The organism is Acinetobacter sp. CY17 (assembly GCF_059515825.1).
The window spans coordinates 25887-45646 of sequence record NZ_JCAKMX010000004.1; the positions used below are offsets into that span (position 1 = coordinate 25887).

The window sequence follows — 19760 nt, forward strand, 5'->3', positions numbered from 1 at the left end:
TTGTGCACTCTTGCATAAAATTATTTCAATCTAATTTTTCAAATACAGTTAAAAAATCAATATAGATTCAAGAGATAATTTGAATAAAAAAGAGATAAGTTTATTTGCATGGATTATCTTAATGCTTTTCAGTGACAATTTTTTCACAATAGCGGCGTAACATCTGACTATAAAATCGCCATGCACCATAGAGTAAAATTAACATTAAAAGTTCAGCAAAAAATAAGCCTGTACAGTCTTCGCCTAGATAAGATCGACCTGTGAGGCGACCTAGTCCAAAACTCATGGCTATATCTAATAGGCTCAGCGTCAAAGCCCATCGCGCAAAACGCGCATATGAACGCTGTAAATCTTGATGACCTTTATCAGCTGTGTTTTTATACAACAGTGCACAACAAAAATGTGCCGTCAGAGCTAATCCCGCAATACTCAATGCCTGATAGAACACATCCGTATGAGGAATCTCCCAGTAACGAATGCCTTTACCAATCATCGAAGCTCCCACCATAATACAGCTAAAAATTGCGATGGTGATGATGATCAATTTGATCCAAAATAAAGATTGCTGCTGCGGTCGCTGATTCATATAAATGAGGCTATTTTATAATAAGAAACGAGATGAGATGTATTCATGGCAGATTAGAATGCTTATTTTTGTGGATATGACGCAGTATGAAATATCGTAGCCCCCAATATCCTACACACATCACTACACTTAAAATGATGCTGGACAGGTGCCACTGCGTTGATACTTTAGAATCAACAATATAATCGCCCGTACATAAATCTGCCACGACAACCAAAATTGCATAAGGCCATAACATGACAATAGGTTCGGGCTGCTGCCGCATGCGCTTAGCATATAGGCCAAACCCCAAACTTAAACTGAATAAACTTAAAGCTAATTTACCCAATGCTGTCATCGCAATGCCTAGTTGGACAAGCGCATAAAATCCCAGATAGTTTAAACTGACCATACATAACAATGCCAAACATACGGCGCAAGCTTGTCGTATAGGCAACTGAATCAGCATAAAAAAGGTCAAATCACAAAAGTATTTGACCTTATCATCTTTGTAAATGACACGCAAATGCTGCTGTATTTATTCACCAAACACTTGAATATTAATATTGGTAATTTTTTCGCTGCCACTAGGTTTGTCAAAACTGACATCGTATTGCACTAAGTTTTTTGGATAGGCAATTTCATAACTGACTTTATATTCACCTGCATTTGGCATGCTTTTGCTCATAATTTTCTTATATTTTATTGTCTCTTTAGGAATTGAGCTGGCAAATTTCTTTAACAGTTTTGGATTTTCTGTAAAATGTGCTTGTAGTTTAGGGTCTAAATGCTGTACAAATTTTTCAAAATCACGTTGGCTTAAATCTTGATAAGCGGCTTCGGCAGCTTGGGCTTGCGCTGGGCTTGGATCAGCTAAATCTTGTTGTCCACAACCCGCTAAAGCCAATACAGCACCACATGCCAATAATTGAGTTTTCATCGGTTTATCCTAAAAAATTAAAGAAAAAAGGACGCCGAAGCGCCCTTTTTTAAAGTCAAAGCTTAGTCTTGAGTCACATCTTGTGATACGTCAGTCATTGACATCTCTGTATCAGCAACGATTTCAATTTCATCTTCTTCGACAGCTTCAATAGCTTCAACGCCCACTAAGGTTTCGTCTTCTGCTAAGCGAATCAGACGTACACCTTGAGCATTACGACCCGTTTGCGCAATTTCAGAAGCGCGCGTACGAACTAAAGTACCACCATCAGAAATTAACATCAGTTCTTTGCTGATATCAATCGCAACCGCACCGACCAATTCACCATTACGCTCTGAGGTCTTAATGGCAATCACGCCCTTACCACCACGTTTTTTGGTTGGGAAATCATCTACTGGGGTACGTTTACCATAGCCATTGGCAGAAGCACACAGCACTTCACCGGTTTCAGGCACCACGACTAAAGATACAATACGACTAATGAATGCGCTTTCGCTGTCTTCATCATCATGGTCGAGCTCTTCTTCAACGTCTTCTACAGCTGCGCCAATGGTCACACGCATGCCGCGTACACCTTTGGCCGAACGACCCATGGCACGTACATCAGTTTCTGCAAAACGAATCGCTTTACCTTCGTTAGAGAACAACATGATTTGCTGTTCACCATCGGTAATTGCCACACCAATTAAGGTATCTTCTTCATTGAGTTCAATAGCACGTAAACCATTTGAACGTACATTACTAAATTGATCTAACTCAACACGTTTGACCGTACCTGACGCGGTTGCCATAAACACAAAGTAGTTTTTGCGTAGGTTAATGGTTTCAGCGGCAAATTCAGCCAACAACGCATCATCAAATTCAGCCGTTTCTGCTTCAAGTTCAGTGCTGAGTTTTTTCAACACTAAACGTAATTCATCTGACAATTCATCACTGCTGTCATCAAAATTAGTTAAGGCTTGGCTTAAATCTGCAAAGTGCGTAGCAACTACAGCATTTTGCTGTAATTTGGCAGCATTATTGGCAACCAATGCTTTAAAGTCGGCAATACGAACTTTAAATTTCTTCGGTACGTCAATTACCGGTAAAATTGCAGTGATGCTTTCATTGGCTTCAAGCGGCAATAAGTTGATGATTGGACGACCTTTGGCACCACGTGAGGCTTGTGGCACTTCAAATACGCGTAAACGATAGACTTTACCCACATTGGTAAAGCACAGCACGGTTGCATGGTTTGAAGTCACAATCAAATGACGAATATAGTCATCTTCTTTCATGGAAGTTGCCGATTTACCACGACCACCACGGCGCTGCGCTTGATAATCAGACAATGGCTGAGTTTTTGCATAACCTGATTGAGAAACAGTGAGTACCACTTGTTCTTCAGGAATCAAATCTTCACGTGAGAAATCTACGCGTGATTCAACAATTTCGGTACGACGTGCATCACCATATTGTTGTAAAATCAACACTAACTCTTCACGAATCACCGTCATTAAACGACTAAAGTCATTTAAGATATCGGTTAGATCGGCAATTTGCGCCAAGATTTCAGAATATTCAGCTTGTAACTTGTCTTGTTCTAGACCCGTTAAACGGTGCAAACGTAACTCTAAAATAGCAGCAACTTGCGCTGGCGATAAGCGGTAAACATTGGCATTTAAGCCAAATGGACGCTGTGGATCTTCGCCTTCAATCTCATCAGGACGAATCGACACAGAACCTGCCGCATCAAGCAGTGCTTGTACGCCACCCGCTTGCCATTCACCCGCTTGTAACAATTCGCGTGCTTCAGCAGGATTGGCTGAGGAACGAATGGTTTCAATGATCGAGTCGATGTTGGCAAGCGCAACGGTTAAACCTTCTAAGATATGCCCACGTTCACGTGCTTTACGCAACTCGAACATGGTACGGCGTGTCACTACTTCTTGGCGGTGACGAATAAATGCCGCGATAATATCTTTTAGGTTCATCAATTTAGGCTGACCATTGTCTAGGCAAACCATATTGATGCTAAATGAGTTTTCTAATTGCGTGTTTAAGAACAGATTATTCACAATCACTTCAGCGTTTTCACCACGCTTTAAGTCGATTGCAATACGCATACCCTCTTTATCAGATTCGTCGCGTAGTTCTGAAATCCCTTCAAGTTTTTTCTCTTTTACCAGTTCCGCAATACGCTCAATAGTTTTGGCTTTATTGACCTGATAGGGAATTTCAGTAAAGACAATGGTGGTACGACCAGTTTTGGCATCTTCTTCAAAATGGTATTTACCACGAATATGCAAACGACCTTTACCAGTACGGTAGGCATCGACAATGCCCGATTTACCGTAGATGATGCCACCTGTTGGGAAATCTGGGCCTGAAATATGTTCCATTAAACCTTCAATGGAAATATTCGGGTTATCAGCATACGCAAGACAAGCATTGATGACTTCAGTCATGTTATGCGGTGCCATGTTGGTTGCCATACCTACCGCAATACCCGTTACCCCGTTAATGAGCAAATTAGGTACGCGAGTTGGCATGACTTGAGGAATACGCTCAGAGCCATCGTAGTTATCTTCCCACTCCACCGTGTCTTTTTCTAAGTCAGACAACAATTCATGGGTAAGTTTTTGCATACGCACTTCGGTATAACGCATTGCCGCAGCAGAGTCGCCATCAACCGAACCAAAGTTACCTTGGCCATCGACCAATTGGTAACGTAAGCTAAACTCTTGTGCCATACGAACAATGGTTTCGTATACAGCAGAATCACCATGCGGGTGATATTTACCGATTACATCGCCGACAACACGGGCAGATTTTTTATACGCTTTGTTATAATCATTGCCTAATTCGTGCATAGCGAATAGCACACGACGATGCACAGGCTTTAGACCATCTCGAACGTCTGGTAATGCACGAGATACAATCACACTCATAGCATAATCGAGATATGAACTCTTCAGTTCATCCTCAATGGCAATCGGTCTAATTTCCGATACGCTCATGCATACTCCTTATTCTATAAGCCCAAATTAGGCTTATATTCATCACTTAAATCTTGCAAACTTTTAGCTTAAAAACACTAAGCTAAAATCTAAAAATCAGCCGTAAATTATAGCATAAAAATGCTCTATTGCGCCGATTGTCATGCGCTTAATTTGAGTTAATTTTCTCTATTTTTTATGATCATTTTGGTGAGTTGAACTTGCATTTTTTTTTGCATTTTAAATGCTTCTCTTACCCATTTTGCTCAAGCACATGCCATAAAAAAAGCCCCTGTTTAAACAGGGGCTTTTTTTCTACTGGGTAGAATTAGATTTTAGATACTAATTCAGGCACCACAGTATTTAAGTCGCCCACTAACCAGTAGTCAGCCACTGCATTAATTGGTGCTTCTTCGTCTTTGTTGATCGCAACGATCACTTTAGACTCTTTCATACCTGCCAAGTGCTGGATTGCACCTGAAATACCCACTGCGATATATAGGTCAGGGGCAACGATTTTACCTGTTTGACCTACTTGCATATCGTTTGGTACGAAGCCTGCATCTACCGCAGCACGTGATGCACCTTGCGCTGCACCTAACTTGTCCGCTAACGGATCAAGAATAGTGTGGTAGTTTTCACCAGAACCCACACCGCGACCACCTGATACTACAATACGTGCAGCAGCAAGTTCAGGACGCTCAGATTTCACGATTTCTTCGTTGATAAAAGTAGATACGCCTGCGTCACCTTGTGATGCAACCGCTTCAACTGCTGCAGAACCACCTGTTGCAGCAACTGGATCAAACGCTGTACCACGTACCGTACCCACAACAATAGATTCAGAAGACTCTACAGTTGCAATCGCGTTACCTGCGTAAATTGGACGCTTGAAAGTATTTGCAGATTCAACAGCAATGATGTCTGTAATCATGCTCACATCAAGAAGTGCAGCAGCACGTGGTAATACATTTTTACCAGATGTCGTAGACGCTGCTAAAACGTGTGAATAACCTTGTGCAACTTGCGCTACAAGTTTCGCTACGTTTTCAGCCAATTGGTTGGCATAAGCTGCATCGTCAGCAAGTAATACTTTGCTTACGCCTGCAACTTGTGCTGCTTGGTCTGCAACCGCTTGCGCGCCTGAACCTGCAACCAATACTGTGATATCACCACCGATTTTTTGTGCTGCAGCAACAACGTTTAAAGTCGCAGCGTTTAACGCTTTGTTGTCGTGTTCAGCAATAACTAAAATAGCCATGAGTTCAGTCCTGCCTTAGATCACTTTCGCTTCGTTTTTAAGTTTTTCTACAAGCTCATCTACAGACTTCACTTGTACGCCCGCTTTACGTTCTGCTGGTGCTTCAACTTTCACTGTTTTAAGTTTAGTGGTTGCTGTTACGCCATAATCTGCAGGAGACTTAGTTTCAAGCGGTTTTTTACGCGCTTTCATGATGTTTGGTAGTGCCGCATAACGTGGCTCATTCAAACGTAAGTCAGTTGTGATAATTGCAGGTAAGCTTAATTCAACAGTTTGTAAACCACCGTCGATTTCACGCGTCACTTGCACTTTAGCACCATCTACTTTGACTTCTGAAGCAAAAGTACCTTGACCTGCGTCAAGCAATGCACCAAGCATCTGACCCACTTGGTTTGAGTCATCATCAATGGCTTGTTTACCTAAAAGGATCAATTCTGGTTGTTCAGCTGCAACCACACCTTTTAAGATTTTTGCCACTTCTAATGCACCAAGGTCATCAGCAGTTTCAACCAAAATACCACGGTCTGCACCAAGCGCCATTGCTGAACGAATTTGTTCTTGCGCTTCTTTAGGACCCACTGAAACCACGATGATTTCAGAAACTGTTCCCTTTTCTTTTAGACGAACCGCTTCTTCCACTGCGATTTCACAGAACGGGTTAATGGACATTTTAACGTTAGTAAGGTCAACCCCACTGTTGTCCGGTTTAACACGAACTTTAACGTTGGCATCTACCACACGTTTTACTGCAACAAGAGCCTTCATGTAATCCTCGGCTGTTTTAGCAAATTAAATATTGAAAAAAGTTAAAAACTTTTCACTTAAAATTTTTTAGGTGCCCTATCTTGCAATGCACACGGCATTTCGGTCAAGCATCATTTAAGTAAAGCTGAATAAAAAGATGCTTTTTTTACTGAACGATGCGTTCATGTTTTTTTTAACTGGATAAATTGACAGCATCTTGTGCAATTTTTGTTATTTTTTAATATTTGATTTATATTATTTTTTTCGCTGATTTTAAACATCAGCTGTGCTTATTAAAAAAAATATAGCTTTTAAAAGCCTAGACCAAAGACTAAATTTTAGGCAAAAAATATAAAACTGATGCGTAAAAATTGGATGCTTTTTAGTCAATTTACTGGCTTTTTATTTTGCCAAGCCCTCAGAATTTGCCATAAAAAAGCATGCTGTATAGAGCATGCTTTTGAAAGCTGTTAGTTGATAATCAACCATGTGGCAGCCAGCGCCAATAAACCACCTGAACCCGCATCAATCCATTTTTGTTTACGTGCATCGATTTGGGTGTTTTGACTCAGCTTGGCAAAGATTAAACTTAAACTGCAATACACCACAAAAATTAAGCCAATAAAGATCAACGATAAAATCAGACCTTGCGTTACAGTGTTGGCAGATTGATCAATAAACTGCGGTAAAATCGCAAAATAAATCAACATGCCTTTAGGATTTAACAGCGCGGTAAAAAAGCCTTTTTTAATCGGGCTCGCTACAGCTTTATTTTCAATGCGTAAATTTTTATTTTGGAACACTGATTTGATTAAGCTAAAGGATAAATATAAAAGATAGGCAATCCCTAACCAGCGAATACTTTCAAATAAAATCGGGAAAGATACAATAATTGCAGCAATACCAAGCGCCACTAAAATAGAGTGTACCAAGTAGCCGCAACACACCCCAACCGTTGCCATCATGCCCGCTTTTGCATCTTTACCCAGCACTTGTGACAAGATAAACAGCATATCTGGTCCAGGTGTAAAAATTAAAGGGATTACCGTTAAGGCAAATAATGCAAATACAGACATGTCCTTCTTCCTATCTGTTTTTAGAAAACACAAATAGTATCTGTGAATTACTACAAAATAGGATTGCAATTATTCTATAATAAGACTTATTTTTCGAATTTTCTTCTATTTTATGAAGCTTTCTCCTAAACATATTTCAGTAAAGTTAGATAGGATAGACAAAACTATCATTCAGGCTTTGCAAAATAACGGCCGTATTCAAAACAATGATTTAGCCCGTGAAATTGGATTGTCGCCTTCATCTTGCCTACGTCGCGTCAAACTCTTAGAAGAAGCGGGCGTGATTCAAAGTTACACCACAGTGGTTGACCCACAAAAAGTCGGGTTACAACTGATTTTATTCTCACGGATTTGGTTGGTGGGACAAGATGCCGAAACCATTGACACCTTTATTGAGGCGATGCGTGAATTACCGCAAGTCATGGAATGCTATATTATTTTAGGTGAATGCGATGCCATGCTCAAAGTGGTGGTGCCCGATTTAGAAAGTTATCGTAAGTTTCAATCGACACATTTGACCAAGAAAAATGGTATTACCAGTGTTAAAACGGATTTACCGAGTCAAATTATTAAACAGAGTTTTCAATTGCCTTTGGATTAAGTACTTGTATAAATATGCCCTCAAACCTGAGGGCATTTTTTTAAGCTTGCTTGGCCGCTAAAAAATCACGATGCACATGACTTAAATCAATCAAGTCATATTGGCTTAAATGAAAAATTTGCCACACAGCTAAGAAATCTTCTTTTAAATCAATCTCACCTTTGACCACAGGACGCGCTTGCCATTGCTGATCCGAAATCCATAAAAAGGTTTGACCAGTAATATCTATGGCTTGTGCTTTACCTTCAGCATTTAGGCCTTGTACTTGAGCAGCAGCGGGTAAGGCAGCTTCAAGTTTAGGCAGCGTAATTTCAACAAAATGTTTAATTTGACGTAAACCATAGCCTGCAAAAATTTCTTTTTGTCTTGGGCTGAGTTGTTGATATTTTTGTTCAATGTCCGCAATCATACTGCTTGCCTATACACACTTTAAATAATCTTAAATTCTGCTGCTCTTTATAGCTTAAATTGTGCTGTTTTATTATTCGACAATAGTTTAAAAAATAATCTTGACTTTAACAGAGCGACACGCAAGCACGGTTTAGTTTTTCTGTTGCTGGGCGCGTGGATGTGCTTGGTCATAGACTTGGGCCAAACGATCAAAATCCACATGGGTATAAATTTGCGTGGTGGTCAAGTTGGTGTGGCCTAACATCTCTTGCACTGCACGCAAATCACCACTATTGGAGAGTAAATGACTAGCAAAACAATGTCTTAATAAGTGCGGGTGCAAATCAATATTGACCCCGGCACGCTGTGCTTGATATTTCACTCGATTTTCAATTTGTCTGGCACCTAAACTTGTACCTCGCTGACTGACAAATACAGGCGCATGCGGGCCAAACTCAGCATTGAATTGGGTATATACTTTTAACCATGCAAATAAGCTGTCTTTGGCTTTGGTACCAAATGGCACAATACGGGTTTTATTGCCTTTACCGGTAATTCTTAATAATTGCCGATTAAAATCGAGATCTTTAATGGTGAGGTTTTGAATTTCAGCTAAACGTAAACCGCTTGAATAAAATAACTCTAATAAGGCTTTATCACGTAACCACAGCAAGGCTTGTTGGGGCTCAGTTGGCGCAGGCTGATCTAAAATTTGATTGACCGTTTCAATATCGAGCATACCCGGTAAAGCACGGGGCTGGCGTTTAATTTGAAAATCTGCCGCCGGATTATGTTGCAGATGATCGCCCTCTACCGCCCATTTCATAAATTGGCGAATCGCAGAGAGTAAGCGTTGAATGCTATTACTACTCAACTGTTGTTGTTCAATTTTTTCAGCCACATATTCACGTAAATCACTACTTTCCAAATCAGTGAGATTTAAGTTTTTTTGCGCACAGAAATCTAAAAAATCACTGACATCACGCTGATAGGCCACTAAGGTATGCGGTGATTGTTGCTGCACTTCACGTGTAGTCAGCCAAAGGCCAAGTAATGCTTTAGGATCGAACATAATGCCTCAAAAAAGTGAAGCCGGTAAATTTACCGGCTTAACACCATTAACCTTGGAAATAGCTCAGGTCAAGTCGACCTTCATAGACATTTGCAGTTGGACCGGTCATCCATACCACATCGCCTTCTTGCCATTCAATCAGCAGCTTACCGCCAGCCAGTTCGATTTCTACCGAATTGCCCAGTAAACCACGGCGCATGCCTGAAACAGCTGCCGCACAAGCCCCCGTACCACAGGCTAAGGTTTCACCCACACCGCGTTCAAAGACGCGTAAGCGAGCAGATTTTTCGTTAATAATCTGCATAAAACCAGCATTGACTCGTTGTGGGAAACGCGCATGTGATTCTACTTGTGGTCCTAAACCGGCCACATCAGCAGTCAGCACATCATTCACAATCGTCACTGCATGCGGATTGCCCATATTCACCACATCAATCGTGAGGTGTTCTTGATTGGCTACTTCAAGTTCATACAAAGGCGCAGCAGCATCGGCCATAAATGGGATCTGTTCTGGTAAGAATTTAGGATAACCCATGTTCACCCGCACCCAGCCATTGGCACCGAGTTCTGGTTCGACAATACCTGCTTTGGTTTGTACTTTGATTTTGGTTTTGTTGGTCAGTTGACGCTCATGCACAAAACGTGCAAAACAACGTACCCCATTACCACACTGCTCAACCTCAGAACCATCGGCATTAAAAATGCGATATTTAAAGTCGACGTTAGGTAAATCAGGTGGCTCGACTACAAGCAACTGATCAAAACCAATGCCAAAGTGACGATCAGCCAGACGCTGAATGGTGAGCGTATCTAAATAAGCGCGCTGGCTAATTAAATCCACCACCATAAAGTCATTGCCTAGACCATGCATTTTGGTAAATTCTAATAACATCTTGTTTTATCCTTTAAGGCAACAGACGTTCACGTTCCCAAAGCGATTCAATCGTTTCACGCTCACGAATCACATAGGCATTTTCGCCATCCACCATCACTTCTGCAGCACGGCCACGGCTGTTGTAGTTTGAGCTCATCACAAAGCCATATGCACCCGCACCCATAACGGCTAACACATCATTTTCTTGAATGGCAAGCTCACGCTGTTTACCTAAGAAGTCACCGGTTTCACAAATGGCACCTACGACATCCCATTCTTGAGTCTCGACGTCAGTACGTGGGCAAACCGCTTGAATATCCATCCACGCCTCATATAAAGCCGGACGAATTAAGTCATTCATCGCTGCATCAATAATGGCAAAGTTACGGTGTTGTGTCGGTTTAAGTAAATCAACTTTAGTCAGTAACACACCGGCATTGGCAGAAATACTACGCCCAGGTTCCATATACACTTTAAGGCCCAATTTTTCTAAAGCTGGACGTAAAGCGTTGGCATATTCAGTGACGGTAGGTGGTACTTCATCTTTATAGGTTACGCCTAAACCACCACCAATATCGATGTGTTTAAGAGTAATCCCCATGTCTTTAAGTGTGTCGATCATGACAATCACACGATCTAGCGCATCGACAAAAGGCTGCGTTTCTGTAAGCTGTGAACCAATATGACAGTCAATTCCCACAATCTCTAAATGCGGTAATGAGGCTGCATAAGCATAGGTATCAAAGACGCTGTCTGATGGAATACCAAATTTATTTTCTTTTAAACCGGTTGAAATGTACGGATGGGTTTTTGCATCGACATCTGGATTGACACGCAATGAGATCGGTGCTTTTTTGCCTAAACGTGCTGCTACTTTTTCAATTCGGTCCAGCTCGGCATAAGATTCAACGTTAAAGCAAGCAATCCCGACGTCCAAGGCTTTTTCAATATCGGCTTCTGATTTACCCAAACCAGAGAAGACGATTTTACTTGGCTCACCGCCTGCTTTCAGGACACGTGCCAATTCGCCACCTGTCACAATGTCAAAACCTGCACCTTGCTTGGCCAATACATTGAGTACAGCAAGATTCGAGTTTGATTTCACCGCAAAACAGATCTGATGATCGATAAACTCAAAAGCACGATCCATATCTGCATAATGTTTTTCAAAGGTTGCCTTTGAATATACATATAACGGTGTACCATGTTGTTCAGCCAATGCTTGTAATGAACATTGCTCGGCGTGCAACACCCCATCAATACGGGTAAAACTCATGAATCTATCCTTTTTCAATATACGCTAAGGTGTAGCGGCAAATTATTGCGGCGCTACAGGTTGTGACTGCTCGGTAGGTTGCGCTGGGTAAAGCAAATATTTGGCACGGTGGTCGTAGTCAGGATCGCTTGGCAGTTGCAAAGCACCCGTTTGACCACAGGCAGATAAAGCAAGACTTAAGCAACACACACTTAAGACACAAAAGGCTTTCAACATCACGATTATCTCTAGATAATTTTGATGCAGTATAACGCGATCATTTCGCTGACCCAAGAGATTAACCATAGATAAAAAAAAACGCCAGCACTCGCTGACGTTTTTTTAATTCAAATTAATTATTTGTTTTTGGGCTTATAAAAACCAAAATAACCTAAAGCCAAGATCACCAGCCATATCGGACTGACCAATAGCGCTTGACGGGTATCTTCTTCTAAAGCCAACACCACAATCATACTGAGGAAGAATAAAATCACCACTGCACACGTGAACAAGCCACCTGGCAATTTAAAACGAGATTTGGCATGTAGCTCAGGACGTGTTTTGTAATACACGATATAGCTCCACATGATAATAATCCACACACAGATAAATAAAATCGTAGAGAGCGTTGTGGCTAAAGTAAAGGCACGTACCGTATCTGGCACAAAGTATTGTAATGCTGCACCAAGTAATAAACATACCGCTGAGAAATACAATGCATTGGCAGGCACAGCACGTTTATTCAGTTTAGCAAATGATTGTGGCGCTTGTTCTTCACGCGACAAACCAAACAGCATACGCGAAGTGGAAAACACCCCACTGTTCATCGATGACATGACCGATGACAACACCACCAAGTTCATAATAATTGCCGCAGCTGCAATGCCTGCTTGGCTAAACAAGTTGACGAATGGCGAGATATTCGGATCAATTTGATTCCAAGGAGTCACTGACATCACCACCAGCAACGCCAACACATAGAAAATAATGATACGAATTGGAATAGAGTTGACCGCTTTAGGTAAATTCTTTTCAGGGTCTTTGGTTTCCGCAGCCGTGGTTCCCACTAATTCCACCCCAACAAAAGCAAAGATGGCAATTTGGAAACCGGCCAAAAAGCCCATTGCCCCAGTTGGGAATAAGCCACCATGTGACCAAATATGGCTAAATGATGCCACATGACCAGTATCTGAGGTAAATCCAGTAAAGATCATCCATAGACCGACCCCAATTAATACCACAATGGCAATAATCTTAATGAGGGCAAACCAAAATTCTAATTCACCAAACAGTTTAACCGTGACTAAGTTTAAACCCATGATAAAAATAATCGCGGCAACACTAATCATCACCCCCTCAAATGGAGTAAAGGGTAAACCATGATTAAAGAACTGCAGGTAGTAAATGATAGCGGATAAATCAGCGATCCCGATGGTGATCCAGCATAGCCAATAGGTCCAACCGACAAAATAGCCGGCCCAAGGCCCAATCAAATCCGTTGAAAAGTCGATAAATGATTTGTAGTTGAGGTTTGATAGCAATAGCTCGCCCAAGGCGCGCATCACTAAAAACACCATAAAACCAATAATCATATAAATGACGACAATAGAGGGTCCAGCAAGGCTAATCGTTTTGCCTGAGCCCATAAACAAACCTGTACCAATGGCACCGCCAATTGCGATCAACTGTAAATGACGATTGGACAAGCTTCGTTGTAATTCGCCCGAATTTGGCGAATTGTGTTGTTGATTTGACATTATTTTCAATTCATCTTCGATGTCCATCGCGACAAATTAGCTTAAAAGTGCTAAAAAACAAAAAAAATATCGCATCATCTATATTTTCTACAGATTTTATCAAATTCATTTATTTTTCTTATGCTCAAAATCAATAAGTTAAGCATCAGCAGAAAAATGCACGCAATAGTCACCGTCTGCTTGAAAAATGTGCAGTTTTATGTGAAGAATGTTGGCTTGACTAAAATTAAAACAGAGCACAAGCATGGCATATCACTTGCATGCTGTTGATCCTAAACACAACAAGAAGAGAACGTATGCAGTTACAGAGTTTGATGGAAACCCTTAGCGGCTGGGTTTGGGGTCCTTATATGCTCGTCCTGATTGTCGGGACAGGTATATTTTTGACCTTCCGCTTACTATTTTGGCAATTTCGCATGTTGCCTTTGGCTTTTAAACAAGTCTTTGGCAAACATCCACAGCATAAAGATGGCGATATTTCACAGTTCGCCTCCTTAATGACCGCCCTGTCTGCCACCATTGGTACAGGGAATATTGCAGGGGTCGCAACCGCCTGTGTTTTAGGTGGGCCAGGGGCCGTTTTTTGGATGTGGATGACCGCACTTTTTGGCATGGCGACCAAATATGGTGAAGGTGTGCTGGCAGTCAAATATCGGATTAAAAACGAAAAAGGCGAAATGTCAGGTGGCCCGATGTATTACATTGAACGCGGCTTAAAATGGAAATGGTTGGCACTGATTTTTGCCCTATTTGGCACCTTAGCTTCGTTTGGGATTGGCAGTTCAGTGCAATCCAATACCGTGGCCCTTGCCGTCGAAAATAGCTTAGGCATTGACACCTGGATCACCGGCATCATCATCACAGTTTTTTCAGCTTTAGTGATTTTAGGCGGAATTAAAACCATTTCCAAAGCATCATCAGTGATTGTACCCATTATGGCCATTGGTTATGTCTTGGGAGGTTTAGTTATTATTTTTAATAATCTTGAATTGGTAATCCCTGCCTTAAAGATGATTGTAACCTATGCTTTTACTGGTGAAGCGGCACTCGGCGGTGCAGTCGGTGCTGCGATTCGTTATGGTGTGGCGCGTGGGGTCTTTTCCAATGAGGCAGGTATGGGTTCAGCCCCAATTGCAGCTGCAGCAGCGAAAACCGATCACCCTGCCCGTCAAGGTTTAGTCTCTATGACCGGTACTTTTATTGATACTATTATTGTCTGCTCAATTACCGGTATTGTATTGGTGATGGGCTTTATCATAGCGGGCAATAGTTTTGGTGAGCAAACGGGTGCGGTACTCACCATTAGCGTGTTTGACAAACTATTACCAGGTGTTGGCGGTTGGGTGGTCACTTTTGGTATTATTTTCTTTGCATATTCGACCATTTTAGGTTGGAGCTATTATGGCGAAAAATGTGCCACTTATTTATTGGGTGAAAAATTCGTACTGCCCTATCGCATTATTTATATTGCCTCAGTTTTTATTGGTTGCGTAGCCACCCTTGATTTAGTCTGGTTATTTGCTGACACCTTTAATGGTTTAATGGCAGTACCTAACTTAATTGCCCTATTGCTGTTGTCTGGGGTCATTGCCAAAGAATCCAAAGATTTTATCGCACGGCGTAAATCCGGCGAATTGTACTAAAATAAAAAGCCACGTTTAACGTGGCTTTTTTTATTGTGGCTTGAAAGGACTTATTGTAAGCGTGTGGTCATGGCAACTGCACGATCCGCCATCAGTTCAAGTGCCGTTTCTAAAGACAAGACAAAGAAATACACGCCTTCGAGTTTCATATTACCATCATCATCTTCTAAATACTCGCACAGCTCACGATATAGCGCATCATCTTCATCAACAGCGAGGTCAATGTAAGTATGCTGTAATTCATGATCATTTAGGCTTTCTTCTTCTAAACCTAAACAATCTGTATAGGCAATTTCGTGGTCTTCTAGCCATGCCAAGACAATTTCATTGATTGGACTGTCTGGATCTTCAAAATGAAGAAACAATACATCACGGTTTTTTTCACGCGCAATGGCATCAATATAAGGAATTGGTTGTGACATGCACGATTTCACTTTTATAAATACAATATCGCATTATACGAAGCAAATGCTGACGGTTGTATTTTTTTAGCTAAATAAAGCGACAAAGTGTGTCGTAAAAATTTGGGATTTAAGCACAGCCTCGCTATGCTTGAGCAGTCTATGGAGTGTTGTGCAAAATTATGGCCAAAGCAAAAAGTGTGTATCGCTGTGAACAATGTGGCGCAGATCATCCCAAATGGTCAGGTCAATGCAGTGAATGTGGAGAATGGAATAGTTTAGTTGAAGTGAGTGTGGCCCCTGTGGTGACACACCGAGCTGCCAGCAAAAGCAGCGGCGGGGGGTATGCAGGTCAAGCTGCCACCATTACTACACTCAATCAAGTTTCTGTATCACGCGAAACGCGTTTACATACTGGCATTGGTGAATTTGACCGCGTTTTAGGCGGCGGTTTAGTTACAGGCTCTGTGGTGTTAATTGGCGGTGATCCGGGGATTGGTAAATCAACCATTTTGTTACAAACCGCAACCCATATGGCTTCACAAGACAGTGCAGCACTTTATGTGACGGGTGAGGAATCTTTATCGCAAGTCGCACTACGCGCACAGCGCCTAGAACTCCCTACTGAACATTTAAAAGTCATGGCCGAAACTTGTGTGGAACGCATTTGTGAAGTGCTGGCGCAGCAGCGCCCTGCTGTGGCTATTCTAGATTCGATTCAAACTTTATATACCGAAAGCTTACAATCTGCCCCAGGTGGCGTATCGCAAATTCGTGAATCAGCTGCCATTTTAACCCGTTATGCTAAAAACAGCGGCACAGCCTTATTTATTGTTGGTCATGTCACCAAAGAAGGTTCTTTGGCAGGCCCACGCGTTTTAGAACACATGGTCGACTGCGTGTTGTATTTTGAAGGTCAGTCAGACTCACGCTATCGTATGATTCGTGCGGTCAAAAACCGTTTTGGTGCGGTCAATGAACTGGGCGTATTTGGCATGACCGATAAAGGCTTACGCGAAGTGGCCAATCCATCTGCCATTTTTTTAAGCCGTTATGATGAAGCAATTCCCGGTTCAATTGTCATGATCAGCCGTGAAGGCACACGCCCATTGTTGGTAGAAGTACAAGCCTTGGTCGATGACGCGCATGGTCAACCGCGCCGCGTGGCACTCGGTTTAGAGCAAAACCGCTTAAATATGCTGCTTGCAGTGATGCATCGTCATGGTGGAGTGCAAACCTCAGGTCAAGATGTTTACGTGAATGTGGTGGGCGGCTTAAAAATCACCGAAACAGGTTCCGATTTGGCTGTGCTACTGGCCTGCGCCTCAAGCTTACGAGGTAAAGCGCTGCCACAACAATTGGCAGTATTTGGAGAAGTCGGTTTATCAGGTGAAATCCGCCCTGTTCCAAATGGGCAAGAACGTTTAAAAGAAGCCATCAAACATGGTTTTAAATATATTATTTTGCCGCGTGGTAATGCACCACAAAAAGACATTAATGGCGTCACCATCGTCAGTGTGGCGCGTTTACACGAGGCATTATCAGAAGCAATGCGTTTGAGTGAAGAATTAACCTAAAGGCTTTGTATGTAAATCCTGCAAGATGCAAAAAAATATATTTTTATTGTTGAAATTGTCTAGAAATGACGGCATAAATACAGGGTAAAATTTTATTTTTTAAGGATACTTTGATGGAAGTTCGACAGCGTAGTTTGATTACAGGTATTTTAGCTGCTGCTCTTTTGGTTGCACCAATGGCAGAAGCGAAACGTGCTGGTAGTGGTAAAAGTCATGGTATGAGCCGTCAAGCTGCACCTACTCAATCGTATCAACAGCCGCGTCAAGCCACCCCTGCTCAACAACCTGTCGCACCTGCTACTGCTCCAGTACAACAAAAATCTGGTCCGGGTGTTGGTGGTATGGTTGCAGCTGGTGTTGCCGGTGCAGCGATTGGTGCTGTAGCAGCCAATGCTTTAGCAGACGATAAACCAGCATCACAAGCACAAGCAGCTTCTGAAGTTGCCCCAGTTGAAGAAGAAAAAGGCGGTATTCCAGGTTGGATTTGGATCTTACTCGCTGCTGCCGTTGCTTTCTTCTTGTTCCGTAAAATGGGCGCAAAAAAAAAAGTAGCTTCTAATCCATACGCACCAAACAATGGCGCCAATAATGCGCCATTTGGTCAAGTGCCACCTGCTGCATCAAATGATAACTCAAATATCTTTGGTCAAAATGTAGGTGGTTCTACACCAAGCAACAATGCCCCATTTGGTCAAGCACCGCAACAAGCGCCAGCGTTTGGCACAGCCTATACCAATAGTGGCAACCAATTACCAGATGGTACAGAACCTGCTGCCTTCTTACGTATTGCACGTCAACGCTTTAACCATATTCAGTCGATGAATACTGCCAGCAATATTGGCGAAATTCAGCGTTATTTAACCCCTGATCTGTATCAGTCAATGTATCAAGACATTATGGCCAATCAAGATCAAGACGTTGCTGAGTTCTCGAACTTAAATGCCATGGTGGTTGAATCGACCACTGAAAATGGTCAATACATTGTCAGCGTACGCTTTACAGGTACAGTCAGCGAAGACTTAAACAGCTTGCCACAACCATTTACTGAAATTTGGCACTTTGTTAAACCTGCAGGTTCTAACCAAGATTGGTTAGTAGCAGGCATTCAACAAGAAAGCTAAGTTTTCAACTAAAAAAAGCCTGTGCCTGTCACGGGCTTTTTTTATAGCTATTGTTTAGTTTTTTGATCCGTGATCCGTAATCCGTAATCCGTAATCCGTAATCCGTAATCCGTAATCCGTAATCCGTAATCCGTAATCCGCAGATTAAGTTAAATCTTAAAAACAACAGCAATAAAAAAGCCCCTCTTGAGGGGCTTTTAATTTAACGACTTTGCGGTAATGGAATATATTGATGATTTGAATTTTGCTGAGCCACTGCTGGTCGTTCAGCCACCATCACCTCAGCCTCTAAGGCTTGGTCTTTACGTAGCAAGCTAATTTTCACTTTGCTATTGGGTACTTGCAAACCTACATAATTAACCAAGAAGCTCGCTGAGTTGATTTCCTCACCATTGACTTTCATCAACACGTCACCATTTTGGATACCCGCTTTAGCTGCAGGGCCATTTGGTTCAACCTCTGCCACTACAACCCCTTGGGTTTTTGTAGCTAACACATCGGTTTGTTCCACAGGCAACAATTTTAAGCCAACATAACCACGAATCACTCGCCCATGTTGCAAAATTGAATTTAACACATGCTGACAGACAGGTGCAGAAATGGCAAAACCAATACCTAATGAGCCACCCGACTGTGAGAAGATCGCGGTATTTACCCCGATTAAATTACCTGCCACATCAATTAATGCACCACCTGAGTTACCTGGGTTAATGGCTGCGTCGGTTTGTACAAAATCTTCATAGTTGTTAATTCCAAGACCTGAACGACCTGTCGCTGAAATAATCCCTTGGGTGACTGTTTGCCCTACGCCAAACGGATTACCAATCGCCAGCACCACATCACCCACTTCATTACCACTGAGTTTAAATGGCAATACAGGCAGTTGATCCAGCTCAATTTTAATGACTGCCAAATCTGTTTCAGGATCAGAACCAATCACTTTAGCTAACGCACGGCGACCATCATGCAGCGCCACCACAATTTGATCTGCTTGTTCAATCACGTGGTTATTGGTCAGGATGTAACCATCTTGACGGACAATCACCCCAGAACCTAGGCTATTTTCATTACGATCTTGGGTAAATTGATCTGGCAATTGGTTGCCAAAAAATTCACGAAACATCGGATCATTGAGTAAAGGGTGATCGACTTTTTTGACCTTTTGCGTAGTAAAAATATTTACCACCGCAGGCGCCGCCACTTTGACCGCAGCGCTATAGGAGGCAACCCCACCAGTACGGCTAGTATTGACTAAAGGCTCGACTTTTTCGGCCGGCATTTTTACGCCATCAACTGCCACAGGCGCAGTTGGTTTTTGTTGTTGTTGCCATATAAAAAATCCAGCAATCACCAACACAAGTAAGACCCAAGGTAACCAGATTAAGGTGCGGCGCACAGTTGTTTTCCTCTATTTAATATTGTCATCATGCCTAATATTTAGTGTGTATTGTAAGCCCAATTGACACATTGTTTTGTTGGCTTTAGTTACAATTTAACATAGGCTA

General features: G+C 42.0%; 19 protein-coding genes. 4 read left to right on the forward strand and 15 right to left on the reverse strand.

Going from position 1 to position 19760, the window contains the following annotated elements:
- Window positions 1-118 precede the first annotated feature (118 nt).
- The 7 genes from AC5YCI_RS04145 to AC5YCI_RS04175 all read right to left on the reverse strand — a co-directional run bounded on the left by AC5YCI_RS04145 (window position 119) and on the right by AC5YCI_RS04175 (window position 7564).
- A complete protein-coding gene (locus AC5YCI_RS04145) occupies window positions 119-586 on the reverse strand; it encodes a hypothetical protein (protein ID WP_496128228.1) in 468 nt (155 codons plus the stop codon).
- Window positions 587-629: 43 nt separating this feature from the next.
- A complete protein-coding gene (locus tag AC5YCI_RS04150; protein WP_496128227.1) occupies window positions 630-977 on the reverse strand; it encodes a hypothetical protein in 348 nt (115 codons plus the stop codon).
- A gap of 126 nt (window positions 978-1103) precedes the next feature.
- Entirely contained in the window at window positions 1104-1505 is a 402-nt protein-coding gene (locus AC5YCI_RS04155) for a DUF3887 domain-containing protein (protein WP_496128226.1), read from the reverse strand.
- Between the two features lie 62 nt (window positions 1506-1567).
- Window positions 1568-4504, reverse strand: coding sequence for a DNA gyrase subunit A (gene gyrA, locus AC5YCI_RS04160; RefSeq protein WP_496128225.1), 2937 nt, complete (start codon window positions 4502-4504; stop codon window positions 1568-1570).
- Window positions 4505-4811: 307 nt separating this feature from the next.
- Window positions 4812-5744 carry an FAD-binding protein gene (locus tag AC5YCI_RS04165; protein ID WP_496128224.1) on the reverse strand — a complete coding sequence of 311 codons (933 nt, stop codon included), beginning with the start codon at window positions 5742-5744 and terminating at the stop codon, window positions 4812-4814.
- A gap of 15 nt (window positions 5745-5759) precedes the next feature.
- The gene (locus AC5YCI_RS04170) at window positions 5760-6509 is read right to left on the reverse strand and encodes an electron transfer flavoprotein subunit beta/FixA family protein (RefSeq protein ID WP_496128223.1); all 750 of its coding nucleotides are present in this window, start codon (window positions 6507-6509) and stop codon (window positions 5760-5762) included.
- A 449-nt stretch (window positions 6510-6958) separates the two neighbouring features.
- Entirely contained in the window at window positions 6959-7564 is a 606-nt protein-coding gene (locus tag AC5YCI_RS04175; RefSeq protein WP_496128222.1) for a LysE family translocator, read from the reverse strand.
- Window positions 7565-7676: 112 nt separating this feature from the next.
- On the opposite strand from AC5YCI_RS04175, the gene AC5YCI_RS04180 reads away from it, so the two are divergent.
- The gene (locus tag AC5YCI_RS04180) at window positions 7677-8165 is read left to right on the forward strand and encodes an Lrp/AsnC family transcriptional regulator (RefSeq protein ID WP_122899692.1); all 489 of its coding nucleotides are present in this window, start codon (window positions 7677-7679) and stop codon (window positions 8163-8165) included.
- A gap of 40 nt (window positions 8166-8205) precedes the next feature.
- Here AC5YCI_RS04180 and AC5YCI_RS04185 read toward each other — a convergent pair whose 3' ends face one another.
- The 6 genes from AC5YCI_RS04185 to AC5YCI_RS04210 form a co-directional block, all read right to left on the reverse strand.
- Window positions 8206-8574 (reverse strand): hypothetical protein, encoded by a 369-nt coding sequence (locus AC5YCI_RS04185; protein WP_496128221.1) that lies wholly within the window; start codon window positions 8572-8574, stop codon window positions 8206-8208.
- 132 nt (window positions 8575-8706) lie between these two features.
- Window positions 8707-9627, reverse strand: a complete 921-nt coding sequence (locus AC5YCI_RS04190) for a tyrosine recombinase XerC (RefSeq protein WP_496128220.1) — start codon at window positions 9625-9627, stop codon at window positions 8707-8709.
- Between the two features lie 46 nt (window positions 9628-9673).
- Complete coding sequence (gene dapF / locus AC5YCI_RS04195; RefSeq protein WP_496128219.1) at window positions 9674-10519, reverse strand: diaminopimelate epimerase; 846 nt, start codon at window positions 10517-10519, stop codon at window positions 9674-9676.
- A 13-nt stretch (window positions 10520-10532) separates the two neighbouring features.
- Window positions 10533-11777 (reverse strand): diaminopimelate decarboxylase, encoded by a 1245-nt coding sequence (gene lysA / locus AC5YCI_RS04200; RefSeq protein ID WP_496128218.1) that lies wholly within the window; start codon window positions 11775-11777, stop codon window positions 10533-10535.
- 42 nt (window positions 11778-11819) lie between these two features.
- Window positions 11820-11993, reverse strand: a complete 174-nt coding sequence (gene lptM, locus AC5YCI_RS04205) for an LPS translocon maturation chaperone LptM (protein WP_496128217.1) — start codon at window positions 11991-11993, stop codon at window positions 11820-11822.
- Window positions 11994-12112: 119 nt separating this feature from the next.
- Window positions 12113-13513, reverse strand: coding sequence for an amino acid permease (locus AC5YCI_RS04210; protein WP_496128216.1), 1401 nt, complete (start codon window positions 13511-13513; stop codon window positions 12113-12115).
- 296 nt (window positions 13514-13809) lie between these two features.
- On the opposite strand from AC5YCI_RS04210, the gene AC5YCI_RS04215 reads away from it, so the two are divergent.
- Complete coding sequence (locus AC5YCI_RS04215; RefSeq protein ID WP_496128215.1) at window positions 13810-15156, forward strand: alanine/glycine:cation symporter family protein; 1347 nt, start codon at window positions 13810-13812, stop codon at window positions 15154-15156.
- A 50-nt stretch (window positions 15157-15206) separates the two neighbouring features.
- On the opposite strand, the gene AC5YCI_RS04220 is transcribed toward AC5YCI_RS04215, so the two are convergent.
- Complete coding sequence (locus AC5YCI_RS04220) at window positions 15207-15578, reverse strand: hypothetical protein (RefSeq protein ID WP_496128214.1); 372 nt, start codon at window positions 15576-15578, stop codon at window positions 15207-15209.
- A gap of 161 nt (window positions 15579-15739) precedes the next feature.
- Between AC5YCI_RS04220 and radA the strand changes: the two genes are divergently transcribed.
- Together radA and AC5YCI_RS04230 are read left to right on the forward strand one after the other, a co-directional pair.
- The gene (radA, locus tag AC5YCI_RS04225) at window positions 15740-17134 is read left to right on the forward strand and encodes a DNA repair protein RadA (protein WP_496128213.1); all 1395 of its coding nucleotides are present in this window, start codon (window positions 15740-15742) and stop codon (window positions 17132-17134) included.
- A 113-nt stretch (window positions 17135-17247) separates the two neighbouring features.
- Window positions 17248-18255 (forward strand): Tim44 domain-containing protein, encoded by a 1008-nt coding sequence (locus AC5YCI_RS04230; protein ID WP_496128212.1) that lies wholly within the window; start codon window positions 17248-17250, stop codon window positions 18253-18255.
- Window positions 18256-18457: 202 nt separating this feature from the next.
- On the opposite strand, the gene AC5YCI_RS04235 is transcribed toward AC5YCI_RS04230, so the two are convergent.
- The gene (locus AC5YCI_RS04235) at window positions 18458-19651 is read right to left on the reverse strand and encodes a trypsin-like peptidase domain-containing protein (protein WP_496128211.1); all 1194 of its coding nucleotides are present in this window, start codon (window positions 19649-19651) and stop codon (window positions 18458-18460) included.
- Window positions 19652-19760: the final 109 nt, after the last annotated feature.